Raw genomic sequence first — 410 nt, 5'->3', positions numbered from 1 at the left:
GTATTTAGAAGGTCAAAGTAATCATACGATAGCATTTCGTGCTGATATCGATGCTTTACCAATATTTGAGGAAAATGATATCGACTATCGAAGTAAAACGGACAATGTGATGCATGCATGTGGTCATGATGGTCATACAACAGCATTAATGTTATTTGTAAAACGTTGCAAAGCGATGGCGGATAAAGGTGAACTTCCCCACAATGTTGTGTTTATCTTTCAGCCTGCTGAAGAAACTGGTGGTGGTGCTAATCGCTTAATTAGAGCAGGCGCCTTTGAAAAGTACCCTATCGAAGCAGTATTTGGTATTCATGTGAACCCGTTCGCTGAAGAAGGTAAAGTAGTGATTCGTGATGAAGAAATCACTGCAAGTGCGACTGAGTATCGCTTTTATTTAAATGGTTTATCAA

At 39.3% G+C, this 410-nt stretch carries 1 protein-coding gene; it reads left to right on the top strand.

All coding sequences use genetic code 11. The annotated features are described in order from the left end of the window. Nucleotides 1-410: M20/M25/M40 family metallo-hydrolase (locus M3194_RS30975; RefSeq protein ID WP_251657988.1), on the top strand; the 410-nt coding region annotated here is incomplete at both ends.

It is taken from the genome of Paenibacillus glycanilyticus (genome assembly GCF_023715145.1).
GTDB lineage: Bacteria > Bacillota > Bacilli > Paenibacillales > Paenibacillaceae > Pristimantibacillus > Pristimantibacillus glycanilyticus_A.
The sequence above is the reverse complement of the archived record's forward strand: the minus strand, read 5'-3'. Positions and strand labels throughout refer to the sequence as shown.